The organism is Marinobacter sp., from assembly GCF_035268745.1.
Classification (GTDB): domain Bacteria; phylum Pseudomonadota; class Gammaproteobacteria; order Pseudomonadales; family Oleiphilaceae; genus Marinobacter.
This window is the reverse complement of record NZ_DATFKH010000057.1, coordinates 1-20,608: the sequence shown is the minus strand read 5'-3', so window position 1 is coordinate 20,608 and position 20,608 is coordinate 1. Positions and strand designations below refer to the sequence as shown.

General features: G+C 55.5%; 16 protein-coding genes. 6 read left to right on the top strand and 10 right to left on the bottom strand.

Annotated features, from left to right (window positions below):
* Positions 1–6: 6 nt before the first annotated feature.
* From VJ956_RS04885 to VJ956_RS04875, 3 genes are read right to left on the bottom strand one after another with little or no spacing between them, the layout of a single operon-like run.
* Complete coding sequence (locus VJ956_RS04885; RefSeq protein ID WP_324082244.1) at positions 7–885, bottom strand: sugar ABC transporter permease; 879 nt, start codon at positions 883–885, stop codon at positions 7–9.
* Positions 872–1,981, bottom strand: a complete 1,110-nt coding sequence (locus VJ956_RS04880; RefSeq protein ID WP_324082241.1) for an ABC transporter ATP-binding protein — start codon at positions 1,979–1,981, stop codon at positions 872–874. The genes VJ956_RS04885 and VJ956_RS04880 overlap by 14 nt, the downstream gene beginning before the upstream one ends.
* A gap of 1 nt (position 1,982) precedes the next feature.
* Complete coding sequence (locus VJ956_RS04875) at positions 1,983–3,071, bottom strand: ABC transporter ATP-binding protein (RefSeq protein WP_324082239.1); 1,089 nt, start codon at positions 3,069–3,071, stop codon at positions 1,983–1,985.
* 397 nt (positions 3,072–3,468) lie between these two features.
* Here VJ956_RS04875 and VJ956_RS04870 point away from each other — a divergent pair, with 397 nt between their 5' ends.
* Positions 3,469–5,166, top strand: a complete 1,698-nt coding sequence (locus VJ956_RS04870) for a sigma-54-dependent Fis family transcriptional regulator (RefSeq protein WP_324082237.1) — start codon at positions 3,469–3,471, stop codon at positions 5,164–5,166.
* 19 nt (positions 5,167–5,185) lie between these two features.
* On the opposite strand, the gene glpK is transcribed toward VJ956_RS04870, so the two are convergent.
* Positions 5,186–6,682, bottom strand: coding sequence for a glycerol kinase GlpK (gene glpK / locus VJ956_RS04865; protein ID WP_324082236.1), 1,497 nt, complete (start codon positions 6,680–6,682; stop codon positions 5,186–5,188).
* 234 nt (positions 6,683–6,916) lie between these two features.
* Between glpK and VJ956_RS04860 the strand changes: the two genes are divergently transcribed.
* Positions 6,917–7,675: a DeoR/GlpR family transcriptional regulator gene (locus tag VJ956_RS04860; RefSeq protein ID WP_324082234.1), complete on the top strand. Its 759-nt coding sequence runs from the start codon at positions 6,917–6,919 to the stop codon at positions 7,673–7,675.
* Positions 7,676–7,886: 211 nt separating this feature from the next.
* Positions 7,887–9,416, top strand: a complete 1,530-nt coding sequence (gene glpD / locus VJ956_RS04855) for a glycerol-3-phosphate dehydrogenase (RefSeq protein WP_324082232.1) — start codon at positions 7,887–7,889, stop codon at positions 9,414–9,416.
* 131 nt (positions 9,417–9,547) lie between these two features.
* Here glpD and VJ956_RS04850 read toward each other — a convergent pair whose 3' ends face one another.
* Complete coding sequence (locus VJ956_RS04850) at positions 9,548–10,762, bottom strand: porin (RefSeq protein ID WP_324082230.1); 1,215 nt, start codon at positions 10,760–10,762, stop codon at positions 9,548–9,550.
* A 440-nt stretch (positions 10,763–11,202) separates the two neighbouring features.
* Positions 11,203–11,802 carry a uracil-DNA glycosylase family protein gene (locus VJ956_RS04845; RefSeq protein WP_324082229.1) on the bottom strand — a complete coding sequence of 200 codons (600 nt, stop codon included), beginning with the start codon at positions 11,800–11,802 and terminating at the stop codon, positions 11,203–11,205.
* Between the two features lie 123 nt (positions 11,803–11,925).
* Here VJ956_RS04845 and VJ956_RS04840 point away from each other — a divergent pair, with 123 nt between their 5' ends.
* A complete protein-coding gene (locus tag VJ956_RS04840; protein WP_324082227.1) occupies positions 11,926–12,675 on the top strand; it encodes a nitroreductase family protein in 750 nt (249 codons plus the stop codon).
* A gap of 183 nt (positions 12,676–12,858) precedes the next feature.
* Here VJ956_RS04840 and VJ956_RS04835 read toward each other — a convergent pair whose 3' ends face one another.
* Positions 12,859–13,824, bottom strand: a complete 966-nt coding sequence (locus VJ956_RS04835; RefSeq protein ID WP_324082225.1) for a glucokinase — start codon at positions 13,822–13,824, stop codon at positions 12,859–12,861.
* On the bottom strand, positions 13,821–15,641 hold the full coding sequence (gene edd, locus VJ956_RS04830; protein ID WP_324082223.1) for a phosphogluconate dehydratase: 1,821 nt from the start codon (positions 15,639–15,641) through the stop codon (positions 13,821–13,823). Before edd ends, VJ956_RS04835 begins: the two co-directional genes overlap by 4 nt.
* Before the next feature lie 170 nt (positions 15,642–15,811).
* Between edd and gap the strand changes: the two genes are divergently transcribed.
* Complete coding sequence (gene gap / locus VJ956_RS04825; RefSeq protein WP_324082221.1) at positions 15,812–16,819, top strand: type I glyceraldehyde-3-phosphate dehydrogenase; 1,008 nt, start codon at positions 15,812–15,814, stop codon at positions 16,817–16,819.
* A 73-nt stretch (positions 16,820–16,892) separates the two neighbouring features.
* Positions 16,893–18,341 carry a pyruvate kinase gene (pyk, locus tag VJ956_RS04820; protein ID WP_324082220.1) on the top strand — a complete coding sequence of 483 codons (1,449 nt, stop codon included), beginning with the start codon at positions 16,893–16,895 and terminating at the stop codon, positions 18,339–18,341.
* Between the two features lie 115 nt (positions 18,342–18,456).
* Here the strand turns inward: pyk and VJ956_RS04815 are convergent, their stop codons facing one another.
* Both VJ956_RS04815 and VJ956_RS04810 read right to left on the bottom strand, forming a co-directional pair.
* Positions 18,457–19,335: a 1,4-dihydroxy-2-naphthoate polyprenyltransferase gene (locus tag VJ956_RS04815; protein ID WP_324082219.1), complete on the bottom strand. Its 879-nt coding sequence runs from the start codon at positions 19,333–19,335 to the stop codon at positions 18,457–18,459.
* Positions 19,328–20,230: a bile acid:sodium symporter family protein gene (locus VJ956_RS04810; RefSeq protein WP_324082218.1), complete on the bottom strand. Its 903-nt coding sequence runs from the start codon at positions 20,228–20,230 to the stop codon at positions 19,328–19,330. The genes VJ956_RS04815 and VJ956_RS04810 overlap by 8 nt, the downstream gene beginning before the upstream one ends.
* Between the last annotated feature and the right edge of the window lie 378 nt (positions 20,231–20,608).

Genomic DNA, 20,608 nt, shown 5'->3' with positions numbered 1-20,608 from the left:
TTGCTTTTATTGTTGGGCTGACTTGTCTTTCTGCGCAGTCATGATCGCGGTGTAGAACACCCAGCTGACGGCCAGAATGATCAGGAAGTAAATGATGGAGAACGCGGCCGCGGGCCCCAGGTCGAACTGCCCGACAGCCATGGTGGTCAGCGCCTGACTGAGGAAAGTGGTGGAGCTGCCAGGCCCACCTCCGGTCAGCACGAAGGGCTCGGCGTAGATCATGAAAGAGTCCATGAACCGCAACAGCACACCAATCACCAGCACGTTACTCAGCTTGGGCAGCTGGATGTAACGGAACACCGCCCAGCGCGAAGCGCGGTCAATACGGGCGGCCTGGTAATAGGCGTCGGGGATGGCACGCAGGCCACTATAGCTGAGCAGCGCAATCAGCGGCGTCCAGTGCCAGACATCCATCAGAATGATGGTGAACCAGGCGTCTGCGGCATTGGCATTGATGTTGTAGTCCATGCCCAGGCTGCTCAGACTCCAGCCCAGCAAACCAATGTCTGCACGGGCAAGTATCTGCCAGATGGTTCCGACCACGTTTAACGGTATCAGTAGCGGCATGGCCACAAGAACGAGCGCCGCCGAGGCTGCCCAGCCTTTCTTGGGCATCAGCAACGCAATGCCAATGCCCAGAGGCACCTCAATCGCAAGAATGGCAAAGGAAAAGGCGAACTGCCTCAAAAGAGCGGCCTGCAGATCCGGGTTCCGGAGCATTTCCCGGTACCATTCCGTGCCGGTCCAGAAGGCCGAGTTGGCGCCGAAAATATCCTGTACCGAATAGTTAACGACGGTCATCAACGGGATAACGGCAGAAAACGCCACCACCACAAAGACCGGGATTACAAAAAACCATGCTTTATTGTTTTCAATCTTGTTCATGATCTGCCTCCACTAACCGCTCGTCGACATATACCTTGAGCCAGGGTTCAGGGAAGCCGATGCTGGCCACCTCATGTGGAACCGGCTCGTCTTCCGGAATACGCACCTTCACAGTGACGTCACCGAATTTCACATCGACCATCCGGTAGGTGCCCAGATCCTCGATATCGGTGACGGTCACCTCGTAGGGTTGATCGTCGGCGTCCTTCCCGAGCGTGACGAACTCGGGGCGGATGCCAAACCTGATGTTGCCGGAACCGCTGCTGCGAACCTTCGCGAGCACCTGCTCACTGACTGGTATGTGCTTGCCATTGAAGACCAGCCCTTCATCCGTCAGCTTCGGCTCGAAGAAATTCATGCCGGGGCTGCCGATGAAATAGCCAACAAAGGTATGGGCCGGGCGCTCGAACAGTTCCTGCGGTGTGCCAAACTGGACAATCTGCCCCTCATACATAAGCGCGATCTTGTCGGCAAAGGTAGAGGCTTCCAACTGATCGTGGGTGACGTAGACCATGGTGATGTCGAAACGCTCGTGGATCTGTTTGAGCTTGCGGCGAAGTCGCCATTTGAGCTGCGGATCAATAACCGTGAGCGGCTCGTCAAACAGAATCGCAGTGACGTCCTCACGGACCAGACCCCGTCCCATGGACACTTTCTGTTTCTGGTCGGCACTGAGGTTCTTGGCCTTGCGCTTCAGTTCGCCGGACAACTCAAGAACGTCCGCCACCTCCTGCACTTTCTCCCGGATCCTCTCTTCGGAGAAGCCACCCTGATTGCGCAGCGGGAAAGCCAGATTGTCGTACACCGTCATGGTGTCGTAGATCACCGGAAACTGGAAAACCTGGGCGATGTTGCGCTTTTCCGGCGGCAGCTCGTTCATCCGCTTGCCATCAAACAGCACATCCCCTTCCGAGGGCGTCACCAGGCCGGAAATGATGTTCAGCAGTGTGGACTTGCCGCAACCTGAGGGACCAAGCAATGCATAGGCGCCACCCTGGGCCCAGACATGCTCCATCTTGCGGATCGCGTAATCTTCCGGGCCCGCGGGCTTCTTGCTGTAGGAATGGGCCAGCGTTTTCAGGGTTATTTCTGCCATATCAGAGACCCTCCGCCCGGCCGGGCACCAGAATTGTCCTGCCGTCCGACGCGAATGCATAAAGTTTGTGGGTGGGGAAATATACCTTGATCTGTTCGTCCGGACGGTACTGGTAAATTCCCTGCAGGTGCAGGACCAGCTCAAAGTGCTCAGTATGGACGTGCAGGAAGGTTTCCGAGCCACTGATTTCCGCCAGATCCACAGTCACCGGGATTTCCAGATCGTCGTCTTCCCTGGGTACCAGCCCGATATGCGACGGGCGAACGCCGAAGGTGTACTGACCCGCCGCCAGCGAGCCCAGATCCGAATTCAGCCGGAAATGCACCTGCTCATCAAAGGTCACCTGGTTCTCGGTGACTCGTCCCGGGACAATATTAATGGGTGGTTCGGAAAAAATTTCTGCAGTCTCGATATCCTGCGGCTGGTGGTAGACCCTCGGAGTCGGCCCCTTCTGGAGCAAACGGCCTTCATGCAGAACAGCAGTTTCACCGCCAAGGGCCAGCGCTTCCTGAGCCTCGGTGGTGGCATAAACCGCAATGCAGTTACGAGCCTGGAACAGCTCCTTCAACTCACTGCGCAGCGCCTCCCGCAGCTTGTAATCCAGATTGACCAGGGGCTCATCAAAAAGTACCACATCGGCATCCTTTACCAGCGCCCTGGCCATGGAAACCCTTTGCTGCTGACCACCGGAAAGCTCAAGTGGCAGCCGGTCCAGCAGATTGTCAATCTTCAGTAGCTCGGCGGTTTCACGAACACGCTTGTCAATTTCCTGCTGGCGTGTTTTGGCAAGCCTGAGGGGCGAGGCGATGTTTTCGAACACGCTCATGGTCGGGTAGTTGATGAACTGCTGGTAAACCATGGAGATGTTCCGTTTCTGGACGGCAACACCCGTCACCTCCACATCGTCCATCAGGATTTTACCGCTGGACGGTCTGTCCAGGCCTGCCATGATGCGCATCAGAGAAGTCTTGCCGGCCAGTGTCCGGCCAAGAAGGACGTTAAAGGAACCCGGCTCCAGCGTCATGGTGACGTCCGATATCCAGGTCTCTCCGTCCACAACGCGCGATACGTTCTGCAGCGTCAGAGACATGCTTTTTCCCTTTCGGTTGTTGTTTTGGTTTTGACTCAGTGTACAAGAGGCATGCCAAAACGAAAAGATACGAAAATATTTTTTTTCAAACCCGGAAAATCAAGGCATTTGGAACAGGGTTTGAATTCAGCCACTTGTACTGCACATGTTCAAACTGTTCAATTTGTTCATTTTGATCTGATTCGTTTGAACAGAATCAATGACATGCCTAAAACTATATTTTTCAATATTTTACTTACCTTTCACCTGAAAAGCCCGGGGCCAGACGCTTTCAATCCGGAAAACGAACATTGACCAATGCAGGTTCGGTATACAATACTTCAAGTGTTCGCAAACACATTTTTATCCCCCAAAGCAGTGCCGGTTTCTCTGAAACGAACACTACAGGGTAGTTAATATGAGCCGATATTCCAGAGAACTGACAGTCCTCCGGGACCAGCACGCTGGCCTGATCGCAGCGACAGCAAGGGAAATCGCTCCTTACTTCCACAACATGTTGCAAAAAGTTCAGTGCGTAGTGGTATTGGCAGACAGAGAAGGAACCATCCTTCAGGCCTGGCACCCTGACGAACAACCGACAGCCAATGTCGAAGCAGTCCAGCCCGGCAATACCCTGAGCGAAACCCAGGCCGGTACAGCCATACCCATCTTCGACGCCCGCGGCCTCCAGTCCGGCGTTCTCTGCCTTCAATCAACAACCAGAATGAGCGGCGATTACTCGCTTGGCATGGTCAAACTCATGTCCCACGGCATTGAGAATCGTCTGTTGTTCGAGGCTTATCAGGGCAAGGCGCATATTCTCAAGTTCAACTCAAGCCCATCCAGCCTTGACAGTAACTGGGCCGGCCTGCTGGTTATTGACTTCAACGGCGTTGTTCGTGCTACCAACCGTCGCGCCCGCACCATGCTGGGACAAAATGTACTGAACGTCCCGGTACAACAGATTTTTGACGTAACGCCTGAAACACTGACCTCGGTTGCCGCCAGACAGCCCGCACGGCTGAAGGCAAACGGCAATCATCAGATCTTCGCGCAACTCTCGGCTTCCCGGGCTCCCGCGCAAGTTTCAACGCAGAATAAGGATGACTCAGCCGATCACCGGCAGAGCGCTGACGCTTTCGAGGCTGAGCAAGATGGAACAATAGCGGCGGCAATTCCCGAGGGCCTGATTCCAGAAGACGTAGTAGCGCCTGAAAATCTCGAACATGGCGACACCCGGGTGCGCAGGCTGGTCGGGCAGGCCCGCAAGATTATGGAAAAAGACATTCCGATTCTTGTCTTCGGTGAAACCGGGTCCGGCAAGGAGATTCTGGTTCGAAGCCTGCACTATCACAGCAGCCGTTCCTCAGGGCCGCTCATTGCCGTCAACTGCGCCGCGATTCCCTCTGAACTCGCGGAATCCCAGTTGTTCGGCTATGAAAAAGGCGCCTTCACCGGGGCCCACAACAAAGGCTATATCGGTCTGATCCGCCAGGCGGACGGCGGCACACTGTTTCTGGACGAGATCGGGGAAATGCCGCTGATGCTTCAGTCCCGACTGTTACGGGTGCTGCAGCAGAGGATTGTGACTCCGCTGGGCTCCACCGAAAGCTATCCGGTAAACATCAAGCTGATTTCGGCAACCAACCGCAGCCTTGGGGAAGATATCCGGCGTGGCTATTTCCGCCAGGATCTTTATTACCGGATTGCCGGGCTGAATGTGGAACTGCCCTCACTGCGGGAACGGACCGACATCGAACCGCTGATCAGGTTTGTCCACCAGCGTCTGTTGCGGGCAGAACCCGGCCCACCGCTGAGTGGCGCCATGCTGGACCTGCTGGCCCGCCATCCCTGGCCTGGCAACATGCGCCAACTCGTTCATGCGTTGCAGGTTGGCATGGCCATGGCTGATGGCGCCATACTAGAGGAAACCCACCTTCCTGACGCCTTCTTCGCCGATGCCATTGAGCCGGCCGGTATTCAGACCGAACCGCTCAGCGAGTTGGTACCCCGGCTTTATCATGCCAATGGCAGGAACATTTCCCGAACCGCCCGGGCTGCCGGAGTAAGCCGCAACACTGTCTACAAATATCTGCGTACGCCCGCAGCCGGCTGATCAACGATTCAGTGTCCCGTCAGGCAGGCGTCTGCGGGCCGCTCTGGAGTTTCGCCACGGCGTGGAACCAGCCGCCGTAAAGCTCATCGCGGTGCTCTTTGCTCATTTGCGGCTCAAACCGGCGGTCACACTGCCAGGATTCCTGAAGCGATTCCAGCGACGCGAAAACGCCGGCCTGAAGCCCGGCAAGGTAACATGCTCCCAGCGCCGTGGTTTCGACCATCCTGGGGCGATCCACGGTCGCCCCGAGAATATCCGCCAGAAACTGCAATACCCAGTTGTTCGCCACCATTCCACCGTCGACCCGCAACGCAATCGGTCGCAAACCATCTTTCTGCATGGCTTTCTGCAGGTCTTTGGTCTGATAACAGACCGATTGCAGGCCGGCCGTCACAATTTCTTTTATCCCGGTATCACGGGTCAGTCCGAAAATGGCGCCACGGGCATTCGGATCCCAGTAGGGCGCTCCCAGCCCGGTAAAGGCGGGTACCAGATAAACGCCATGGTCCACCGACGTACCCTCGGCCAGGGGCTCGGTGTCGCAGGCATCCTGAATCAGCCGCAGACCATCCCTTAACCACTGGATAGCCGCGCCGGCAATAAAGATGCTGCCTTCAAGGGCATAAACCGGTTTGCCATTCAGGCGATAGGCCACCGTGGTAAGCAGACGGTGCTCTGATTGCAGTGCCTTGTCACCGGTATTCAACATCAGAAAACAGCCGGTTCCATAGGTGCTTTTTGCCATCCCGGTCTCGAAGCAGGTCTGACCAAACAGCGCCGCCTGCTGGTCACCGGCCATGCCCATCACAGATGTCCCGTTCAGCTTGCCATTATCCAGGATCCGGCCGAAATCTGCGGCGGAGTCCATCACTTCAGGAAGTAGTGATGCCGGTATACCGAAAAGATCCAGCAACTCCTGATCCCACTCCTGAGTGTGAATATTGAACAGCATGGTGCGGCTGGCGTTGGTTGCGTCGGTTCTGTGCTCCTTGCCGCCTGTCAGCCGCCACAACAGAAAACTGTCAATGGTACCGAAGGCAAGCTCGCCCTGCTCTGCCCGCTGCCTGGCATCCGGCACGTTATCCAGTACCCAGCTTATTTTTGTTGCTGAAAAGTAAGGGTCGATCAACAGGCCGGTCTTGCTGTTTACTGAAGGTTCCAGGCTCTGTTTCTTGAGCGTCTCGCACCACTCGGCTGTTCTGCGATCCTGCCATACAATGGCCGGGTAAACCGCCTCGCCCGTCACCCGGTCCCAGATCACCGTGGTTTCCCGCTGGTTGGTAATGCCCACAGCGATCACTTCATCATTGTCACCGCACCCTTTTGCCATAACATCAGCGCAGGTTTCCCGGACGGTGCGCCAGATTTCCTCGGGATCGTGCTCGACCCAGCCGCTGGCCGGAAAGAGCTGGGGGAATTCCTGTTGACTGGAGACGTGCACGTTGCCATCCAGGGTAAAAAGGATGGCTCTGGAACTGGTGGTCCCCTGATCGATGGAAAGAATGTACTGGCCCATAACTGTTACCTCTAATGTTCTTATTTTTTCGTATTTTTACTTTTTTAAACACAAATGCCAACCTTTTTGGCCAGCAAAAAAAATCTGAACTTGCCTGAAACCGCACAACTCCCTAAAAATGCTGCACAAAGCGTCAAAACACTTTAGACTCGGTTCACTTTCAGACCAACTATCCCGTTCCTGTTCATTGCAGACCGTTCGTTACAGAACAGGCGGAAAACCGGAGGAAGCCGAATGGCACAGCGTCGCCGACAGGACCTGATAATGGAACTGATCCAGCAGAACGGCTTTGTCACCACAGAACAGCTTGTCGATCAGTTCAGGGTAACGCCGCAAACTATCCGCCGGGATCTGAACGAACTGGCCGGTGAAAAGAAACTGCGCCGACATCATGGCGGCGCCGGCATTGACTCCAGCACCATCAATACCGCTTACCAGGCTCGCAAGATCATGGACCTGGAAGCCAAGGAGCTTATGGCGGAAGCCCTGGTGAAGATGATCCCCGACAACTCCTCCATGTTCATCAATATAGGCACCACCACCGAAACTATCGCCAAAGCCCTGCTTGAGAAGAACAACCTGCAGGTGGTAACCAACAACCTTCATGTGGCGTCCATCCTTTCCGCGAAAGAGGACTTTCATATCATTATTGCCGGTGGTGAAGTCAGGAACCGTGATGGTGGCATCGTGGGTGAAGCAACCCGGGACTTTATCAACCAGTTCAAGATGGATTTCGGCATCATCGGCATCAGCGGCATCCATACCGACGGATCGCTGCTGGACTTTGATTACCGGGAAGTTCGTGTTGCCCAGGCAATCATCGAAAACTCCGGTCAGGTGCTGCTGGCCGCTGACCACTCCAAGTTTGGCCGCAACGCCATGGTGCGCCTCGGCAGCATTACCCAGGCCGATCATGTCTTTACCAACGAACAGCCTCCAGAAGAAATCCGGCAGTTACTGCGCGAGAACAATGTAGAACTGCACCTGGTCTGACACACCCCCCCGCGCATTTTCCTGAAAGTCCCTTTGTTCGTATCGCTTCGGAATACAGCATGGCAGGCTATTGCCTGACCTTTTTCGTTTTTTTTCTATATTTTCCTTTACGAATATATCGTGCTTTCGCATAATAGGGTTACACATTTACTTGTAGACCGGGGAGTGCGCCGTATTTGCGCCTTTCACCGGAGTCAGGAGATGGCAAAGAATGACTAATGAAAACAATAAATTTGATGTGGTCATTGTTGGTGGCGGCGTGAACGGAACAGGCATCGCAATGGATGCCGCAGGTCGTGGCCTGAAGGTTCTGTTGTGCGAAATGAATGACCTTGCCTCAGCCACATCCTCCAGCAGCAGCAAACTGATCCATGGCGGCCTGCGGTATCTGGAGCATTACGAATTCCGTCTGGTACGTGAAGCCCTGGCGGAAAGAGAGTCACTGCTGCGCAACTCCCCTCACATTATGTGGCCAATGCGATTCCAGCTTCCTCACCGACCTCACCTGAGGCCCGCATGGATGATCAGGATGGGACTGTTTCTGTACGACCATCTTGCCAAGCGGGAACTTCTGCCGGGATCACGAGCCATCAGGTTCGATGAAAAAAGTCCATTGAAAGCAGATATCACCAAAGGCTTCGAATACTCTGATGGCTGGGTCGACGACGCTCGTCTGGTGGTACTGACGGCCAAGAAAGCCCAGGAGTGCGGAGCTACCATCCTGACCCGTACCAAATGCATTGACGCCAAACGCGGCAGAGATTCCTGGGATATTTCGCTGCAGGACATGAACGATCACAGTGTGCACCATGTATCTGCCAGGGTAATCGTTAATGCGTCTGGTCCCTGGGTCAGCAGCCTGTTCAGCGAAAGCCTTGCCATGAAGGCACCAAAGACCATCCGCATGGTAAAAGGCAGCCACATTGTTGTACCCCGTCTGAACCGGGAGACCGAAGCCTACATTCTGCAAAACGAAGACGAGCGCATTGTGTTCGTAATCCCCTATGAGGATGAGTTCTCACTGGTGGGCACCACCGATGTGGATTACGAAGGTGATCCGAAAAAGGCAAAGATTTCGCCGGAAGAAACCGAATACCTGCTGGACATCGTCAACTCCCATTTCAAGCGCCAGCTGGCCGCAAGCGATGTAGTCTGGTCCTACTCCGGCGTTCGTCCGCTGATGGACGATGAAGAGGGCGACGCAAAAAAAGCATCCCGTGACTATTCGTTTGAAGTGGATCGCGCGAACGGCAAAGCTCCGGTCATTTCGGTGTTCGGCGGCAAAATAACAACCTACCGCAAACTTGCGGAGGCGGCCACCGACAAGCTCTGCCAGTTCTTCGCCAACGCCGGTGGCCGCTGGACAAAAACCGGTATCCTCCCCGGCGGCGATTTCGAGAACCATGAATCACTGGAAAAGCGACTGTCCGCTGATTACCCCTGGCTTCCGGAAGCCGTTTACAGCCGTTATGTGCGCACCTATGGTACCAAAGCCTACGATTTTCTCGGCCAGGCAACATGCATTGAAGATTTGGGCTACCGTTTTGCCGGCACTCTCTACGAGCGTGAAGTCGAATATCTGATCAGGCACGAATGGGCAATTTCTTCCGAAGACATTCTCTGGCGTCGAACCAAACAGGGCCTCTACGCTAAAGAGGAAGACGTTCGCGAGCTGGACAAATATCTGGCTCACAAGGAAACTCCGCAACCGCAGACGGTTGCTCTCCACCACAGCGCCTGAATAACACTCTCGGGCATTTGCTCCGGCCGGCTTTGCCGCCCGAAGCTTTTTTTGCCCGGGCTTCCAGCTTCTGGTCATACACAAAAAAGCCGGGCGCTCCTCAGAACCCGGCTTTGCCATTCATGCCTTCCTCAGAAGGTAAGCTGTGTACCAACAATAAAGGCATCGTACTCACCCTGGCCACCTTCCGTGCCCAGAGTTGTGTACTCAGCCAACAGCGTTAACGCATCGGTTGCCGCATAACGGGCAAAAATCATGGTCAGATCCGTGTCGTTTGCGCTGCTGTTGATGTCATCCTCACCTTCACCATAACTGGCGCCAAGGGTTGTGCGGTTGATCTGATAAGTGGTCTCGACATACCACTGACTGGCATCTTCCTCGTTCGGGTCCAGGCGGGCAGCAAAGACACCGTTGCCGGTTCCCGAGGTCATCGAGTAGTTACCACGAACGTCTAGGTCGCCGACAGAAACCGACCCGCCGAAGTCGATACCTGACATGGTGTAGTCGTCAAAGGTGCCGGCTTTGGAGTCCACATCCTGGGTAAATGCGCTTGACCACACCGAGAACATATCCGCTGAGTAAACCACATTACCTTCAATCCGCGGTGTGCTGTATTCCGCATCGTTGATCTGAGCGTTTGTCGCCTGTGCATCACTAATCGCAACAAGCTCGGCAACCGTTGGATTTGCGGGATCGGCAGAGTTCTCAAGTCTGGGCACAGGCCGCTCACCAACCTTGGATGGACTGAACACGCCAACCTTGAACTGAAGACCACCGAGGTTGTTCGAGGTGTACATTACCCTTGGCGTAAAGTTGGCGTAAAAATAACCGTTGCCAATACGGCCGGCGGTCGCTGCCACCTGGTCAGGACCACCAATCAGACCGACCCCGAGACCACTGCCGTTATCGCCGATTGCCGGCACCCCGAAAATACCAAAGCCCTTGCCGATATTGACCTGGCCGAAATCACCGGACACGGCAATCTCCGATACCCGGCTACGGAAGTTCGCATTGGCATCGCCCGGCGCGATATCTGCGTTCATCTGGAAATGACCAGACACTTCAAGGCCATTCTGCATCGGTGCGTATATGTTCGTTTGCAGGGTGGCAGGGTTGAAGCCGGTGGTAATCGTAAAGGAGTCTTCATTACGCGGATCATCGTAGTTGGCGAGCACAGCAAAAATCGGGATGTGGCCGTTAAAACCTGCCTTCCAGCCACTGTCAGATTGAAACGTGGTTTCAGCGGATAACGGTGCAGCAAATGAACCAGCCATCAGCGCAACACCGGCAGCCAGCAGCGATCGTTTAAACGTCTTTACGGTCGAGCATTTGTTGGTTTCGAACATGATAATTTCCTGTTTTTGTTTGAAGTATTCCGGTCTGCCCATCTGCCTTTAACAGGCAGCCAGATCCTGCCCTCGAGCGGGAGGATGAGGCATTAACCCGGCTTGACAGACGCTGTCATCCCGAACATTCGTTACGGTCAGCAACCGTTTTTTTTTCGGGACACAACAAATCTAGCTGGATGAGCGCAAAATGGAAAGTTTTAGAACATTTTTTTTTCGTTTTTGTTACATTTTTTTGGCCGGTAAAAAATGAGGGCACTTAGATCTATGTTTTTTATTGGTTTCTGGATATCTAAGCGTCTTTATGGTTTTTCGCATACAAACTCTTGAACGAACATCACGTTGCTGATGTAGTAAAAACAACAAGCTTTTGTAAACGACTACAAACAGCAAGGAAGCTGGTCTATGATCAACTGACCGCAGAGCAACCGGCCCTGGAATCACACCTCGAGAACGGCTCTTACACGCTGTTTCAGTTGCGGAATCACCTGGTCTTCGAACCAGGGATTGCGCCTCAGCCACAGATTGTTCCGCGGGCTGGGATGAGGCAGCGGCAACATGGCCGGCCACACCTCGCGCCAACGGCGTACGCTCTCGGTCACCGACCGTCCTGGCCCGGGCAAATGCCAGGCGTGGGCGTACTGGCCAATCACCAGCGTCAACTCAATATGTTCCAGTCTTGCCAGTAACAGGTCCCGCCAGGCCGGCGCACACTCCGGCCGGGGTGGGAGATCACCGGATTTGCCGGTGCCCGGATAGCAGAATCCCATGGGCAGTATGGCCAGTTGCTGTTCGTCATAGAAAGTGGCGCGGTCAATCCCCATCCAGTCACGCAAACGGTCGCCGCTGGGGTCGTTAAACGGCAGACCGGTTTCGTGCACCCGCCGACCGGGCGCCTGCCCCACTACCAGCACACGGGCAGACCGGGAAATCTGGATCACCGGGCGCGGTTCCAGAGGTAAGTGAGCCTCACAGATACGGCACTGGCGCACCTTCGCCACCAGGTCATCAAAAGGCAGGCGGGAATCATCACTGGTCATTGCGGTCACCCTCTCCGGAATAAACGGCCATTGCATCGACAGCCACTTGCGGTAACCATAAAGCCCCTGCCCGATACCGGCAAACGGGGTATGACCACACCGCCATCAAGGACTGTTTTCTGCATGAACGTTCCGTCAACGAATACACCACCGGACCTTACGTCCAATCCCACCCTGGATGAATTTCGCAAAGTTGTGCGCGGCCGCCGTTCAGTGCGGCGGTTCACCGCTGAGCCCGTGCCTGCGGAGGTACTGGATGACTGCCTGGAGCTGGCCATGCTGGCGCCAAACTCCAGCAATCTTCAGCCCTGGGAGTTTTTCGTGGTGCAAACGCCGGATCTGAAAGCCCGTCTGGCCGCAGCCTGCCTCGGACAGAACGCGGCAAAAACCGCACCGGTTCTGATTGCAGTGGTGGCCAGACCCGACACCTGGCGCCGTCATGCACGGATGGCGCTGGCGCAATGGCCGGAACAAAAGCTGCCGGACATTGTCGAGAAGTACTACACCAGAATCGCGCCGATCCACTACAGTCAGGGGCCTTTCGGACTATTCGGCGCGGCCAAGAAAACCGCCGGCCTGTTCGTGGGTCTGGCCCGCCCGGTGCCCAGGGGCCCCTATTCCCCGAATGAAATGAAAATCTGGGCCACCAAATCCACGGCGCTGGCTGCCGAAAATCTGATGCTGGCACTGCGGGCCCATGGCTATGATTCCTGCCCGATGGAGGGTTTTGATGAATGCCGGGTGCGGCGACTGCTGAAACTTCCTAAAAAAGGCCTGGTTACCATGGTGCTCGCGGCCGGAAAGCGTTCCGAAAAAGGGGTATACAATCGCCAGTATCGATTTGCCAGGGAATCACTGGTCCATTATCTGTAACCCACTCTGTGGCAGTTCCTGGAGTGAGATGTACTGATGGATAACAAAGTAAGCGGACAGGTCTTTCCAGAACCGTCCGGAGCCAGGGATGGCGGAGGCCGAGCGTACATGGACGTATTCACAGCGTGTTCTGGAAAGACCTGTCCGCTTACTTACGCACGGATTAGTAACAACGGTTGCGCCCTAAACTTCCGGGTTGGTCAGCGCCTCTGCTGCGCCCAGCAAGCCGGTGTAGCCTTCCATCACAACGTAAACCGGTGTTGACTCCAGCAACGGCCGCATCCGGCCCTTGTCCTCGAAGCCCTTCTGGAACGGGCTTTCCAGAAAAAAATCGATGACTCGCGGAAGGATGCCTCCACAAAGATAAACGCCACCCGTGCCACCCAGGGTCAATACGCCATTGCCGGCAACACGTCCCAAAATCTCACAGAAGTGTCGGAGGGTCAGCCTGGCAAGCGGGTCCGAATGCCCCAGCGCTGCCGCGGTTATTTTCTCCGGCGCATCCAGGGGTGCGGCCACGTCCTGTATCTCGGCGTGGGCCCGGTACAGATTCAGCAGTCCCTGGCCACAAAGAATCCGCTCCACCGAGACGCGGCCAAACCGGGCCTTGAGAATTCGCAGCAGCGCCATCTCGGTATCGTCCGTGGGCGCAAAATCCACATGGCCGCCCTCGGTCATCAAGGGCACCCAACCATTCTGCAGCGGTATCAGGCCGGAAACGCCAAGTCCTGTCCCCGGCCCGACTACCAGCCGTGGACGCCGCGCATCGCCGGGGCCACCACAGACATGAACCAGCTTTTCGGCAGCCACATGGGGAACCCCCAGCGCCATGGCGGTAAAGTCATTGATGACCTTGAATGCACTCCAGCCAAACTGGCTGCGCACTTCCTCACTATCAAAACGCCAGTGATTGTTGGTCATTCTCACCCGGGTGCCCGACACCGGAGAGGCAACTGCGAGGCAAACATCCTGCACTTGCGCTACCCCGGACCACTGCAGATACTCGCTAATCGCGGAATTAAGATTGTCATGATCGTTACACGCCAGAACCTTAACGGCTTCGGGCTTTACCTTACCGGATTGTACGAGGGCAAACCGGGCGTTGGTGCCGCCAATATCCCCTACCAGTGAATACCTGATTGTAGTCACGCGTCGTGGTTCCAGAAAAAGCTGGCGCCCTCTTCCGGGGTGCTCGCGGCCCGGCGCATCCAGCCGAAAAGCTCCCGGCCCAGGCCATGACGATTGGCACTCAGGTCTGCTTTTGCCACAGTTCGCCTGGCGAATTCATCGGCCGGAACATCGATTTCCAGCAGGCCGTTGTCGGCGTCCAGCGCAATCACATCGCCATTCCTCACCCTCGACAGCGGCCCTTCATCCGCTGCCTCGGGGTAGACATGAATGGCTGCCGGAACCTTGCCGGAGGCGCCGGACATGCGGCCGTCGGTTATCAGGCCTACCCTGAATCCACGATCCTGCAGTACGCCCAGGTAAGGGGTCAGTTTGTGCAGCTCCGGCATGCCATTGGCTTTCGGCCCCTGGAAACGGACGACGACGATACAGTCCTTATCCAGGTCGCCGGCCTCGAACGCACCTTTCAGTTCGTTCTGATCGTTGAAAACCATCGCCGGCGCAGTGACAACACGGTGTTCGCTGGCGACCGCAGACACCTTGATCACACCCCTGCCAAGATTGCCATCCAGAACCCGCAGGCCACCGTCCGGCGCAAAAGGCTCTTTGACGGTACTCAACACATCCGGTTTGGCACTATTTGCAGGAACGGGTTTCCAGACCAGCTTGTCGCCGTCCAGTTCCGGCATTCGGGTATAGTGCTCAAGACCATGCCCCATCACGGTCTCGACATCGTTGTGAAGCAGGCCTGCACTGAGCAGTTCCCGGATCAGGAAAGGCGTTCCCCCGGCTTCGTGGAAAGCGTTTATGTCTTCCTCACCGTTAGGGTAGATACGCGTCAGGGAAGGCACCGCGGATGACAGCTCGGAGTAGTCGTTCCAGTCGATGATGATGCCGGCGGCCCGTGCAATAGCGATCCAGTGGATGGTGTGATTGGTTGAGCCACCCGTCACCAGCAATGCTACCAGGGCGTTGACGATGCTTTTCTCGTCAATCATGTCAGCGAGGCCAAGCGCACCACCGTAGGGCCTGGACAGGCGAATGACCTGTTCTGTTGCAGCCCGGGTCAATGCATCCCTTAAGGGCGTGCCCGGATTAACAAAGGCCGCACCCGGCAGATGCAGCCCCATCACTTCCACCAGCAGCTGGTTGCTGTTTGCCGTGCCGTAGAAGGTGCAGGTACCCGGACTGTGATAGGACTGCGATTCCGCCTCAAGCAGTTCGTCCCTGCCGACTTTACCTTCGGCATACAACTGCCGGATCCGCTGCTTCTCCTTGTTGGGAAGTCCGGAAGGCATCGGCCCTGCCGGTACCAGTACCGTGGGCAGGTAGCCAAAGCTGAGCGAACCGATCAGCAACCCCGGAACAATCTTGTCGCAGATGCCCAGCAGCAAAGTGGCATCAAACATGTTGTGACTGAGCGCAACCGAGGTGCTCATGGCAATCGTGTCGCGGGAGAACAGGCTCAGTTCCATACCCGGCTGGCCCTGAGTGACACCGTCACACATTGCCGGCGTGCCACCGGCAAACTGGGCCACCGAGCCCATACTATTGGCGGCCGCACGGATAATGTCCGGAAAATCCCGGTAAGGCTGGTGCGCCGAAAGCATGTCGTTATACGCCGACACTATAGCCACATTGGCCCTGTTCATGAATTTCAGGGTGTCTTTATCCGACTGGGTACAGGCTGCGAAACCATGGGCAAGGTTACCGCAGGAAAGCGAACTGCGATGGGGTGACTGCGCCTTGAGTGTCTCCATCCGGTTCAGGTAGTCCTGCCGGGTGTCGTGACTACGCTCGGTGATGCGCTGGGTTACCGCGTCGACGGTCGGATGCATAACAGTTCTCCTGAAATCCGGCGAGTGGGCGCCTTCGCCTATTGCCGTAAGTTTACGTGCTTTTTTTGGACTAATCACCCATCAGACATTCATTTTTCTATTTTTTGTTGTTATATTTACAACATAAAGTAAAAAAACGAACATGTCGTAGCAGAATCTGGAGTCCAACCATGACTATTCGCATCGCAATTAACGGCTTCGGGCGCATTGGCCGCAATGTGCTCCGCGCACTTTACGAAAATAACTACCGCGATCAGGTTCAGGTTGTCGCCATCAACGACCTGGGCGATGCCGAGACCAATGCCCACCTGCTCAAATACGACAGCGTGCATGGTCGATTCAGTGCTAGTGTAAACCACGACCGCGAGTCGCTCTCGGTCAATGACGACCGCATTGCAATTACCGCAATCAGAAACCCGGAAGAACTGCCATGGAAGGATCACCAGGTTGACGTGGTGCTCGAATGCACCGGCCTGTTCACCTCCCGGGCCAAAGCTGAGGGCCATCTCAGGGCCGGGGCCCGGAAAGCCATTATCTCCGCGCCTTCTGCGGACGCAGACGCGATGATTGTTTACGGTGTCAATGATCACATCCTGACCGCCCGGCACGACATTATTTCGAACGCCTCGTGTACCACCAACTGCCTGGCCCCGGTGGTTGAGGCGCTGCAAAACAGGATTGGAATTGACAGCGGGCTGATGACCACCATCCACTCCTACACCAACGATCAGAAACTGAGTGATGTCTACCATTCTGACCTGTATCGCGCGCGGTCCGCCACCCAGTCCATGATCCCCACGAAAACCGGGGCGGCCGCTGCCATTGGCAGGGTGATTCCGGAACTGGCCGGAAAACTTGACGGACTGGCGGTGCGCGTCCCTACTATCAACGTATCCCTGGTGGACTTCAGCTTTATTGCCAGCCGTGACACTACGGTAGAGGCAATAAACGAATCCGTCAGAGCCGCCGCAGAGAACAGCTCCGTGTTGGGCTATAACGCCGAAAAACTGGTGAGCGTGGACTTCAACCACGATGCCCTGTCCAGCATTTTCGATGCCAACCACACACGAGTCATCGGTCGTCATGCAAAAGTCATGGCCTGGTATGATAACGAATGGGCATTCTCGAACAGAATGCTGGACAATGCCGTGGCACTGATGAAAAAGGCAGGCCAGTAATCCTGGCTGGCTGCGGTGTTGTTCTGACACACTCCCGGAAAGCTTCACTGAAAAACACAAGGAACCAGCAACCATGCTAAGGCGTACCAAGATCGTCGCCACTCTAGGCCCTGCGACCGATTCACCGGAATCACTGTCTGCCATCATCGCCGCTGGCGTAGACGTGACCCGGCTGAACTTTTCCCATGGCAGCGCGGAAGATCACATGGAACGCGCCCGCCGGGTGCGGGTAAGCGCAAAAGCAAACGGCCGCTTTGTGGCTCTACTGGCAGACCTGCAGGGCCCCAAGCTGCGGATCGCCCGCTTTTCCGACAACAAGGTCACCCTGAAGGCCGGCCAGAGCTTTGTTCTGGACGCCGCCATGGACAAGGAAGCCGGCAATGACGAGCGGGTGGGCATTGACTACGAACAACTGATCAAGGACGTGAAGCCAGGCGATGTTCTGGTTCTGGACGATGGCCGCATCGAAATGGAAGTGGAGATGGTGGAGGACAGCCGTATTTCCTCCCGCGTTCTTATCGGCGGCCCCCTGTCCAACAATAAAGGCCTGAACAAGCGTGGTGGCGGCCTGTCCGCCGAAGCGCTGACCGAGAAGGACAAGCAGGACATCAAAACAGCCGCCAGGCTGGGCGCAGACTATGTCGCGGTATCCTTCGTCCGTAATGCCGAAGATATGCACATTGCCCGCCGCCTGCTGAAGGCAGCAGGCTCCGAAGCACGGCTGGTGGCCAAGATCGAGCGCGCGGAACTGGCCCACAACACGTCAGCGCTTGATTCGGTGATCGAGGCTTCTGATGCCGTCATGGTTGCCCGGGGCGACCTGGCTGTGGAAATTGGCGATGCGGAACTGGTGGGCGTGCAGAAGCACATCATCAATCGTGCCCGCACGCTCAACAAGGTGGTCATAACGGCCACGCAGATGATGGAATCCATGATCGAGAACCCGATGCCAACCCGGGCAGAGGTGTCTGATGTCGCCAACGCCGTGATGGACTATACCGATGCGGTGATGCTTTCGGCGGAAACTGCTGTAGGCGATTACCCGGTGAAAGCTGTGCAGGCGATGGTACGCATCTGCATCGGCGCCGAAAAGCAGCCCTCCATGCATCAGTCAAAGCACCGTATCCACGAAAGCATGGAGCATGTGGACGAGGCCATTGCCCTGTCTGCCATGTATGCGGCCAATCACCTGACAGGCGTAACCTCGATCATCTGCATGTCGGAAACCGGCGCCACTCCGCTGCTGATGTCCCGCATCAAATCGAGCCTGCCAATTTTCACCTTCTCCCGTCACCATTCCACCCAGCACCGGGTAACCCTGTTCCGGGGCGTACAAACAGTGCCCTTCGATTCGGCGACGATTCCCCCCGAAGAGACCAATGACCGGGCGCTTGTCGAATTGGTGCGAATGGGGGCGGTCAAGGAAGGCGATCTGGTGGTGATCACCAAAGGCGACTTTGTGAACGCCCAGGGCGGCACCAATACCATGAAGATTGTTCGTGTTGGGGCGGATCTTCAGTGATCTCCCGGTAGTTGGGGGTTCTGCTTCTCGTAGCGTGCTTTTGGGAAGCCCCACCCCATAGCCTCTGTTTGAATTCACTGACTGATATCGCTTTGAGAAAGAAAACAGGAGTTATTCAGCCAACCAATAACAGGAGTAAAGACTGGCTGAGGGAGTAGATCAACAGCGTCAGGGAGGTAAGAGCCAGCATCCGGTTGAGCTCTTTGCCTTCCAGATGACCAATCCTGCGGAATAGCAAAAACAGCAGCGGAGCGATCAGCAGGAGGGGCAACCAGGCCCAGTCATCCATGCGCGGATTCTGGGACCAGTGCAACAAAGGAGCAGCCAGGAGCAGAAGACGATAGAGAGCACGGCTTTTTCGCTCACCCAGATAAACCACCAGAGTCTTTTTTCCGGCAGTGGCATCCGTGTAGCAATCCCGCAGATTGTTAACCAGCATGATGGCTGCACTGAGTAACCCTACCAGGGTGGCGTAAACAAAAGATTCCAGTGTCAGGTTATGGGTGTGGATAAAATAACTACCCATTACAGCTAGCCAGCCAAAGAAAACCAGCACCAACAGCTCACCCAAAGCATAGGATGCCAGCGGATAAGGCCCTCCACTGTAAACCAGCGCAACAATCAACGAAGCCAGACCAAATACCAGTAACCACCAGCTCACCATAGCTGCCAGCAGGAAACCACTCACCAGAGCAATTCCCAGCACCAGCCAGAGTCCTTTTTTCAATTGATCTGACTGTATCAGGCCAAGATGCAAGCCTCGTAAAGGGCCCAGTCGTTTTTTGGTATCCACACCCTTTTGCGCATCAAAGAGGTCATTGGCAAAATTGACGGCCAGCTGCAGAAAAAATGCACAAATGAGTGCAAGACAAAAAGCAGTCGTATTGAAGTAACCCTCTGAAAATGCCAGGGCACTACCCAACAGAATGGGGGCTACAGAAGCGGGCAGAGTTTTCGGGCGTAGAGCCAGAAACCAGGCATGCAGGTTAGACACCTTCGTTTATTTCTCCTGCCAGGCCTGCGCGACCCTCTTGCCTGTCCTTGCGATGCAGCCAGGCGACAAAGGTGAAGGCCGGAAGATTCATCAAAATACCGTACATCAGAGGCACCAGCGCCAGGGCGGGTGCATGAAGAATAGACAAAGCAACCAGGATGGCAGTCCCGGCATTCTGTACACCCACTTCGAGACCCAGAGTTCTTTGCTCGCGCTCCATCAGGCCCGCCTTACCGGCAATCAGATAACCACCGAGAAGGGCCGTTGTACTCAACAACAGAATGGCCAGGGTTTCGACACTGATAATTCGATCCATTAAGTGCAAGTGAGTAGCCAACAGGCTGACCACTATCAATAACATGGCAAGGGTAGACAGACGACGCAACCCGGGCTGAAGCTTCAACGCCCAACCAGGAAACCAGGAGCGTATTAACATTCCCAGAGTAACCGGGATCAGGGTGACCATCGCCAGCTGCTGAATGGCGGGCCAGAGGGGTAAATCAAAGTTCCCGGTATCCAGTGGATTGACCTGCAAGTATGCAAGAAACAACAAGGGCAGAGTAAGCGGTGTCAGCAGGCTGGTCACGCCCGTCAGAGTAACACTGAGGGCCGCATCGCCCCGGGCTATCACAGAAAAAAGGTTCGAAGTGGCTCCACCTGGACAGAGGGAGACCAGAAACAAACCTGCTGCTGCTACAGGCGATAAGGGTAACCACCACACCAGCAACAGAGCCAGGCAAGGCAGAAACAGTAATTGCAAAACAAGTCCCAGAACGGAAGCCCTGGGTTTCAGCAGAACCCGCCTGAAATCGGCTGGCTGTAACGCCATGCCAATACCTAGCATGACCAGCGCCAAAATCATTGGCAATAAAACCTGGATCACCAGTTGCTGCATTAGGCTCTCTGCTCTTTAACAAATACAAATCATACAATATCAGGTAGGGTGAGACATCACTGTCCCATCCCGCTCAAAGATTTTTTCAATTCTCGAAAGTGACTCGTCCAGTACGACCCGGTCACCTACAGTCGGTCGATCAATGGGTTGGACCGGGTGTTGCCAGAGCCGGCAAAAGATATAAGGGAGCGATTCTCAGACCATTCACATATATTCTGTAGTCTGCTGCTCAGGATATGGAGACCGCCATGAACTATTCGGATGCTGTTAGTGAAACCTGGTGCCACAGCGACCCTGGTGTCTCGGCACGCGACTATAAAGTATTGGTGCGGTACGCCACCCTCGCGGCGTCCAGTCATAATACCCAGCCCTGGATAT